Consider the following 7,545-nt stretch of genomic DNA (forward strand, 5'->3'; position numbering starts at 1 on the left):
GCCGCAGCCGATGCAGCCCGCGCCGACGCTTCCGGGGCCGGCCGAGCCGCAGCCGGTGCAGCCGCCGCCGACCCTGCCGCCTCCAGGCCAGCCCTTACCGACGCCGCCCGTGCAGCAGCAGACCGGCGTGCCCGATCCCAATACGACGCTCGCCGGCAAGCGTGGCGATGCCAGCGATATCGACGAGGTCGCGCTGGTCGCTAAGCCGGTGCTGCTCCTGTCCGGGCAAGCGAGCTGGGACCAGGGCTTCCAGAGGCTGTCGGAAAGCTTCAACATCCTGCGTGCCGAAGCGCAGAAGGTGGGGCTGCCTGTCGCGGGCCGGCCCCTGTCGCTCTTCGTCGAGACGACCGATGACGGTTTCCGCTTCGAAGCGATGCTGCCCGTCGCGGTGGCGGCCGGGAGCCTGCCTCCCGCGCTGGGGCCTGGGGTGAAGCTGAGCGCTTCGCCGGTGGGGAGGGCGCTGCGCTTCCTGCATGTCGCGCCCTATGACGACATCGATTCCACCTACGAGACGATCACGGCTTATCTCGAGGCCAAGAGCATCACGGTGAAGGACGCCTTCCTCGAAGAATATGTCAGCGATCTCAAGGATCCCGGCGATCCGAATCTCGAGATCAACGTCTACGTCCAGCCGAAGTAGGCTGAAACGATCGTCGACCCTCGCCGTCATTGCGAGGAGCGAAGCGACGAAGCAATCCAGGAGACTGGGTTGAACCGTTCGCCCGGTCCCCCTGGATTGCTTCGCTTCGCTCGCAATGACGGTGGGGGCTCTCAAACGCTCCAGCTCAAGCCCGGCCGCATCGGCCTGAAGCGCTCTTCCGGCAAGCCGGCTTCAGCAAGTGCTGTCTTCAACGCCTCGGGCGGCCGCTCCACGCCTTCGTCTGTGAGCTGGAAGGTGCCCCAGTGATGGCCGATCGCCTGCCTGGCACCCAGCGCCAGCATCACCTTGACCGCCTCGTCGGGATTCATGTGGTTGTCCGACATGAACCAGCGCGGCTCATAGGCGCCGATCGGCAGCACGGCGAGATCGAACGGCCCGTGCTGGCTCCCGAGTTCCCGATAGAGCGAGCCGTCGTGATAGCCGGTGTCGCCGATATGGAAGATCTTCGTGGCGGGCGTTTCGAGAATGTAGGAGCACCAGAGCGCCATGCGCCGGTCGAAGGCGCCGCGCGCCGACCAGTGGTAGCTCGGTACCAGCGTGACCGCGACGGTATCCGAGAGTGTGAGCCGGGCGTGCCAGTCATGCGCCTCGGCGCGGGCATCCGGGATGCGGGCCCGGACGATCGAGTCATTGCCGAGCGGCATGATCATGCGTGGCTGGTCGCGGTCGTGCAGCAGCGCCAGCGTCTGGATGTCGAGATGGTCGTAATGGTTGTGCGTGACCAGCACCGCATCGATCTTCGGCAGGTCGGCGAAGGCGACGCCCGGCGCGTTTACGCGCCTGGGACCGATGAAGGAGAAGGGGCTCGCGCGCTCGGAAAAGACTGGGTCGACCAGGAGGTTCAGGCCGGCCACCTGATAAAGGAAAGAAGCGTGGCCGAGATGGACGATCCTGGCGCCCCCGACGCGCGCCGAGGGCTTGTCCTGCGGCGGCGCGGGATAGGCAGAGGGAAAGGCCTCGCGCTCGCGCCTGCCGGTCTGCCAGCGCAGCACGTCGGCGAGGCCCTTGTTTACGGGACGGCCGTCGCTGAAGACGAGCCCGTTGAAATGGCCGCTCACCGGGCCCTGGTAATAGGGATTGCGCGAGCGGGAGATCGCGGCCCAGGCGGCGCCGGTCGAAGCGAGCAGTGTACCGAGGCCGACGAAGGAGAGAAGCTTGCGGCGGGTCATGGTGCTGAAGAGGTAGGCTGCCGCGGCGTCTGGTCAAGGCTCCGGCGTTCTGATCGCCAGGGCGTGAAGCCAGCGTGTCGGCTGACGGTCGTAGCCGGAGCCGATGTCCTCCTCGATCCACAGGGACTGCCAGCGTTCCTCTGAACCGTAGGCAGCGCGTAGTTCGGCAGATGAAGGATAATTGAAGTAGCGGCCGAGGCCGTCGCGCCCCTCGGCTTCGCCGGCCTTGAAGCTGGCATAGAAGACGCCGCCCGGCCGCAGGGAGCGGTGGATTCGATCGATGATGCCTGGGAGGGCCGGGCGCGGCGCATGCAACAAGCAGGCATGCGCCCAGACGCCGTCATAGGCCGATGTCTCCTCAAGGTCTTCGAAGAGCAGGACGCCGACCGGGCGGCCGAGCCGTAGCTCGGCCTGTTGGGCCAGCTCCGGTGAGCCATCCGTCGGCACGACATCGAAACCGCGCCGCAGCATCTCCTCGCTGTCCTGCCCACCGCCGCAGCCGAGTTCGAGCACCCGTGCGCCGGGCTTGAGCTTGGCCACGAAGGGATCGATGCGGCGGTGCTCGGCCAGCCGGTCCCGCCCGGCATAGGCGCTGGCTTCCTCGGCATAGAAGCCGAGCGTCTGGTCGTCCTTGCTCGACATGATCGGCGTCAGTTGCTGCCGGAGCGGATCGCGACGGTCGCGACGCCGGCACCGATCAGGAGCGTGCCGCCAGCCTTGTTGAACAGCCCGATCGCGCGGGGATTGCCGATCACGGCCCGCGCCCGCGAGGCGATCAGCGCATAGCCCATGGCATTGGCGAAGGCGAGCGTGATGAAGGTCGCTTCGAAGATCAGCATCTGCGTCCAGAAATCGCCCTTGGTGTCCAGGAACTGGGGCAGGAAGGCGACGAAGAAGGTGATGCTCTTCGGGTTCAGTGCCGTTACCAGCCAGGCATGGCCGAGCATCTTCCAGCCGGGAGCAGCGTCCTCGCGCGGCTTGGCGTCGAGCGTGCCGCCGGCGCGGAAGAGCTTGATGCCGAGCCAGATCAGATAGGCCGCGCCGATCCATTTCAGCGTGGTGAAGACGAGCGCGGAGGTGGCGAGCAGTGCGCCGACACCGAGCATGGAGAGGGTCATCGCCGTGAAATCACCGAGCGCGACACCGACGGCGATCGGGAAGGCGGTGCGCCAGCCCTGGCCGAGGGCATAGGAGATGACGAGGAGGATGGTCGGTCCGGGGATGACCAGAAGGACCGCGGTGGCGGCGGTGAAGGCGATCCAGGCTTCGAAGGTCATGGTGGTGATGGCTCCGTTAAAGACGAGAGCCATCACCAGAAGCGGGTGTTTGTAAAGAGCCGAGTTGACCTGGCTTGAGGCCCGCTCAGCGCGTGCCTTTGAGGAAGTTGCAGAGAGCCTTCTTCACGGCGTCTTCAGGCGCGACCTGGCCGGGTTGGACGGTGAAGGCGATGTCGATGCGCGTGCCGGTCGGCTGCTTGCGTGCCGTCACCTTCAGGATCTGCGGGCGGCCCGAGCCGGTGACTTCCTGCATGGCGGTGATGGTGCCCGCCTTGTCGGTCCGGATGTCGCCGAAATCGCCGTCCGCTTCGATCGCCCGGAGGATCACGGGCAGGACGGCGGCGGGGGGCTTCTTCGAAAGGTCCCAGGTCCGGTAGGTGATCTGCGAGACCATCGGCACGCCGGACGAGGTGAAATTGGTGGCGCAGGGCTGGGCCTGGGCGCCGTTCAGGCTAGCGAAAGAGGCCGATGCGGCAATGACGAAAGGAATAAAGGACCGAATGGACATCTGGACGCTCGCTAGGGAGTGACGGATGTCGCTGGTTAGCGAGGCTGTGGCGGATTGTCATTGTCACCCATGTACCGGTGCACCTCCGGTTCCGCCGCAAGCACCAGCGCCCACCAGACGCGATAGCTGGTGCGCGGATCCTTGGAGAGCGCGATGCCGTAGCGGGTGGCTTCCTTCATGCGCAGATTGACGTCATGGCCCGGCGACTTGCGCCAGCCGTCGAAGGCTTCCTCGACCGAGAAATAGCCGCCGCCGAGATTCTCCGCGGCCCGTGCACTGTCGATGCCGGCGGCATGGATGCGGGCGCTGAAACTGCCGCCGGCGTCATGCGAGAGCGCGTTGGCGGCAACCATGGCATCGGCCTGGCGCTGGGCCATCGCCATCAGGCGCGGGTCCGGCCGGACCGTGCCGAGACCCTGGCTGGCACGGTAGGCGTTGAGGATGCGCCCGGCCTGGGCGGGGTCGAGAGAGACGGCCGCGACCTTCTCGACCATGCGCGGATCGAGCGGGCCTTCGCGACGCGGATCGCCGGCGCATGCGGCGAGGAGGAGCGTGAGGGCCAGCAGGGTCGAGGCAGGTTTCAGTTTCATGGGCCGGCACGTTTGCGAATCGAGCCTGCAGCGATGCCGACCGATCAGGGCCGTTCTGCGGCCAAATCTCACAATCCCGTGCCGAGCTTGAATCGCATGTGGTGGAAGGGCGTTGCTCTGGGACGGGGCGTCATTCTCGGGCTTGACCCGAGAATCTCGGGAAGGTGAGCCGTGGGAGTCTGCTTTGGAGGGAGATGCTCGGGTCAAGCCCGAGCAAGACGGCCGCGAGGCAGTTCAGCCGGCCCGCAAATCCGCACCAAACTTGACTTTCGCCACAGTCTTCCGCTTTAAGACCGCATTCGTTTCGCCGACATCGCCGAAACCACATCCGCCGACCGGGCCGCGCAAGCCGCTTCCATGAGCCCGGAGGTCAACGCCCGACAGCGCGATTGCGCCCTCGGGCGCGAAACCGCTTGGCGATGAGGTTGTGGCCTTGAAGGCTTCCTGAGGCAAGCAGGCAGGTCCGCATGTTCGGCACGCTGAGCGACAGGCTCTCCGGCATCCTCTCGGGGCTGACCCGCAGGGGTTCGCTGACCGAGGAGGACGTCAACGCGGCGCTCCGCGAGGTTCGCCGCGCGCTGCTCGAGGCCGACGTCGCGCTCGAGGTCGTCCGCAGCTTCACCGACAAGGTGCGCGAGCGCGCCGTCGGCGCCGAGGTGCTGAAGTCGGTCACGCCCGGCCAGCAGGTCATCAAGATCGTCAACGATGTCCTGATCGAGACGCTGGGCGGCGAGGGCGAGGGCATCAATTTCGATGCCGTGCCGCCGGTCCCGGTCCTGATGGTCGGCCTTCAGGGTTCGGGTAAGACGACTTCGACGGCGAAGATCGCCAAGCGCCTGACCGAGCGCCACAAGAAGAAGGTGCTGATGGCGTCGCTCGATACGCGACGTCCGGCCGCCATGGAGCAGCTCGCTATCCTCGGCCAGCAGGTCGGCGTGCAGACGCTGCCGATCGTCGCCGGCCAGTCGGCCGTGCAGATCGCGAAGCGTGCGGTCGAGGCCGCCCGTCTCGGCGGCTACGACGTCGTGATGCTCGACACCGCCGGCCGCGTGACGCTCGACGACACGCTGATGGCCGAGGTCGCGGAGGTCAAAGCCGCGACCAATCCGCATGAAGTCCTGCTCGTCGCCGACGCGCTGACCGGTCAGGACGCCGTCAACACGGCCCGCGCCTTCGATGCCCGCGTCGGCCTCACCGGCATCGTGCTGACCCGCATGGACGGCGATTCGCGCGGCGGCGCGGCGCTCTCGATGCGCGCCGTCACCGGCAAGCCGATCAAGCTCGTCGGTATCGGCGAGAAGGTCGACGAGCTCGACGAGTTCCACCCCTCGCGCGTCGCCAACCGCATCCTCGGCATGGGCGACATCGTCTCGCTGGTCGAGAAGGCGGCGCAGACGATCGACGCCGCGCAGGCCCAGGCCACCGCGCAGCGCATGGCCAAGGGCCAGTTCGACCTCTCCGACATGCGCGCACAGCTCCAGCAGATGGAGAAGATGGGCGGCATCGGCGGCGTGATGGGCATGCTGCCCGGCATGAAGCAGGCGCAGTCGCAGCTCGCCAGCGCGGGCGTCGGCGACAAGATGTTCAAGAGCATGATCGCCGCGATCGACTCGATGACGCCGGCCGAGCGCAAGAATCCCGACCTGCTCAAGAACAGCCGCAAGAAGCGCATCGCGGCGGGTTCCGGCACCACGGCCGAGCAGATCAACAAGCTGCTCAAGATGCATCGCGGCATGGCCGACGCCATGAAGATGATGAGCAAGCAGAAGGGCGGCATGCTCGGCAAGCTCGGCTCGATGTTCGGGCTCGGCGGCGGCATGGGCGCTGGATTGCCGGCCGGCATGCCCGACCCTTCGAAGATGGACCCGGCGCAGCTTGCGGAACTCCAGAAGCAGCTTGGCGCGGGCGGCGGCCTGCCCTCGATGCCGCCGGGCGGTTTCCCCGGCCTGCCGAAGGGCGTGACCCCGCCGGCCGGGATGATGCCGAAGCTGCCGGGCCTCGGCGGCGGTGGCCTGCCCGGCCTGGGCGGCCCCTTCGGTGGCAAGAAGAAGTGAGAAATCGTTCGACCGTGACGGGCGCCGTCATGGTCGGGCTTGTCCCGACCATCCACGTCTTCGCGACGTGGCGGGCGGGTGAAGACGTGGATGCTCGCCACGAGGGCGAGCATGACGGACGAGTGCCCGGCGCGAGCCGGTAAGACCAACCAAGACCAGAGAAAGAGAAGACCCATGTCCCTCAAGATTCGCCTGACCCGCGGCGGCGCCAAGAAGCGCCCCTACTACCGCATCGTCGTCGCCGACTCGCGCTCGCCGCGCGATGGCCGCTTCATCGAGAAGATCGGCTCCTATGATCCGATGAAGGCCAAGGACGCCGCCGACCGCGTCGTGCTCGACATCGAGAAGGTCCAGGCCTGGCTCGCCAAGGGCGCGCAGCCGACCGACCGCGTCCTGCGCTTCCTCGACGCCGCCGGCCTCGTCAAGCGCGCTGCCCGCAACAACCCGAACAAGGCTGTTCCCGGCGAGAAGGCCAAGGAGCGCGCCGAGAAGAAGGCCGAGAAGGCCGCTGCTCCGGCTGCCGAAGAAGCCGCCGAGGCGTGATTTCGTCTTGATGACGGGGCTTCGTCATTCCGGGCGACCGAAGGGTGACCCGGAATCCATCGTAGAGCGGAGCCGCCTTTCGATGGATTCCGGCTCTGCGCCGCTTCGCGGCTTGGCCGGAATGACGAAACATGTCTGACGACAATCTCATCCTGCTCGGTATCGTCGGCGCGCCGCATGGCGTGCGCGGCGAGGTCAGGATCAAGACCTTCACCGGCGATCCCCTCGGGATCGCCGATTACGGCCCGCTGACCGACGGCAAGGGCCGCAGCTTCGAGATCACCGATATCCGCCCGGCCAAGGAAGTGGTCGTCGCCCGGCTCAAGGGTGTGACGACGCGCGAGCAGGCCGAAGCGCTCAACGGGACGGAACTGTTCGTCGCCCGCGACAAGCTTTCAGCGGACGCGGACGAAGACGAATTCCTGCATGCCGACCTGATCGGTTGCAGCGTGGTCGGGCCGGACGGCGCGGTGCTCGGCACCGTCACCATGGTCGAGAATTATGGGGCCGGCGACCTGCTCGATATCAAGACGCCGGACGGGCGCTTCATCCTGATGCCCTTTACCAAGGCCTTTGCGCCGCGCATCGACATCGCCGCGCGCCAGATCGAGGTCGAGCCCCCCCTGGGATTGTTCGAGCCCGACAATGAGAAGCCATAGGCCTGCCCGCGCCCTGATTTTCGACATGGACGGCACCATCGTCGACAACATGCGCTTCCATGACGATGCCTGGGAGAGCTGGCA

Annotated in this window: 9 protein-coding genes; 4 read left to right on the plus strand and 5 right to left on the minus strand. The window is 66.9% G+C overall.

What is annotated here, in order from left to right; all coding sequences use genetic code 11:
* The coding region (locus Q0Q02_RS22230; protein WP_293812808.1) for a GyrI-like domain-containing protein at nucleotides 1-640 on the plus strand (640 nt) is incomplete at its 5' end.
* Nucleotides 641-771: 131 nt separating this feature from the next.
* Here Q0Q02_RS22230 and Q0Q02_RS22235 read toward each other — a convergent pair.
* The 5 genes from Q0Q02_RS22235 to Q0Q02_RS22255 all read right to left on the minus strand — a co-directional run bounded on the left by Q0Q02_RS22235 (nucleotide 772) and on the right by Q0Q02_RS22255 (nucleotide 4,205).
* Nucleotides 772-1,830, minus strand: coding sequence for an MBL fold metallo-hydrolase (locus Q0Q02_RS22235; protein WP_293812809.1), 1,059 nt, complete (start codon nucleotides 1,828-1,830; stop codon nucleotides 772-774).
* A gap of 33 nt (nucleotides 1,831-1,863) precedes the next feature.
* Nucleotides 1,864-2,472: a bifunctional 2-polyprenyl-6-hydroxyphenol methylase/3-demethylubiquinol 3-O-methyltransferase UbiG gene (locus Q0Q02_RS22240; protein ID WP_293812811.1), complete on the minus strand. Its 609-nt coding sequence runs from the start codon at nucleotides 2,470-2,472 to the stop codon at nucleotides 1,864-1,866.
* Between the two features lie 8 nt (nucleotides 2,473-2,480).
* Nucleotides 2,481-3,107 carry a LysE family translocator gene (locus Q0Q02_RS22245; RefSeq protein ID WP_293812812.1) on the minus strand — a complete coding sequence of 209 codons (627 nt, stop codon included), beginning with the start codon at nucleotides 3,105-3,107 and terminating at the stop codon, nucleotides 2,481-2,483.
* 85 nt (nucleotides 3,108-3,192) lie between these two features.
* Nucleotides 3,193-3,615, minus strand: coding sequence for a hypothetical protein (locus tag Q0Q02_RS22250; RefSeq protein ID WP_293812814.1), 423 nt, complete (start codon nucleotides 3,613-3,615; stop codon nucleotides 3,193-3,195).
* Nucleotides 3,616-3,650: 35 nt separating this feature from the next.
* Nucleotides 3,651-4,205 carry a CAP domain-containing protein gene (locus Q0Q02_RS22255; RefSeq protein ID WP_293812816.1) on the minus strand — a complete coding sequence of 185 codons (555 nt, stop codon included), beginning with the start codon at nucleotides 4,203-4,205 and terminating at the stop codon, nucleotides 3,651-3,653.
* 467 nt (nucleotides 4,206-4,672) lie between these two features.
* Between Q0Q02_RS22255 and ffh the strand changes: the two genes are divergently transcribed.
* The 3 genes from ffh to rimM all read left to right on the plus strand — a co-directional run bounded on the left by ffh (nucleotide 4,673) and on the right by rimM (nucleotide 7,461).
* Entirely contained in the window at nucleotides 4,673-6,259 is a 1,587-nt protein-coding gene (gene ffh, locus Q0Q02_RS22260) for a signal recognition particle protein (protein ID WP_293812817.1), read from the plus strand.
* Nucleotides 6,260-6,433: 174 nt separating this feature from the next.
* A complete protein-coding gene (gene rpsP / locus Q0Q02_RS22265; RefSeq protein WP_257731397.1) occupies nucleotides 6,434-6,802 on the plus strand; it encodes a 30S ribosomal protein S16 in 369 nt (122 codons plus the stop codon).
* Nucleotides 6,803-6,933: 131 nt separating this feature from the next.
* A complete protein-coding gene (rimM, locus tag Q0Q02_RS22270; protein WP_293812818.1) occupies nucleotides 6,934-7,461 on the plus strand; it encodes a ribosome maturation factor RimM in 528 nt (175 codons plus the stop codon).
* The last annotated feature ends 84 nt before the right edge of the window (nucleotides 7,462-7,545 follow it).

Source organism: uncultured Allobosea sp. (genome assembly GCF_945956895.1).
Lineage (GTDB): Bacteria > Pseudomonadota > Alphaproteobacteria > Rhizobiales > Beijerinckiaceae > Allobosea.

Excerpts from the sequence above, each read along its gene's own strand:
- Q0Q02_RS22235 (WP_293812809.1), bottom strand. The coding sequence starts at position 1,830 with ATGACCCGCCGCAAGCTTCTCTCCTTCGTCGGCCTCGGTACACTGCTC.
- Q0Q02_RS22240 (WP_293812811.1), bottom strand. The coding sequence starts at position 2,472 with ATGTCGAGCAAGGACGACCAGACGCTCGGCTTCTATGCCGAGGAAGCC.
- Q0Q02_RS22245 (WP_293812812.1), bottom strand. The coding sequence starts at position 3,107 with ATGACCTTCGAAGCCTGGATCGCCTTCACCGCCGCCACCGCGGTCCTT.
- Q0Q02_RS22250 (WP_293812814.1), bottom strand. The coding sequence starts at position 3,615 with ATGTCCATTCGGTCCTTTATTCCTTTCGTCATTGCCGCATCGGCCTCT.
- Q0Q02_RS22255 (WP_293812816.1), bottom strand. The coding sequence starts at position 4,205 with ATGAAACTGAAACCTGCCTCGACCCTGCTGGCCCTCACGCTCCTCCTC.
- ffh (WP_293812817.1), top strand. The coding sequence starts at position 4,673 with ATGTTCGGCACGCTGAGCGACAGGCTCTCCGGCATCCTCTCGGGGCTG.
- rpsP (WP_257731397.1), top strand. The coding sequence starts at position 6,434 with ATGTCCCTCAAGATTCGCCTGACCCGCGGCGGCGCCAAGAAGCGCCCC.
- rimM (WP_293812818.1), top strand. The coding sequence starts at position 6,934 with ATGTCTGACGACAATCTCATCCTGCTCGGTATCGTCGGCGCGCCGCAT.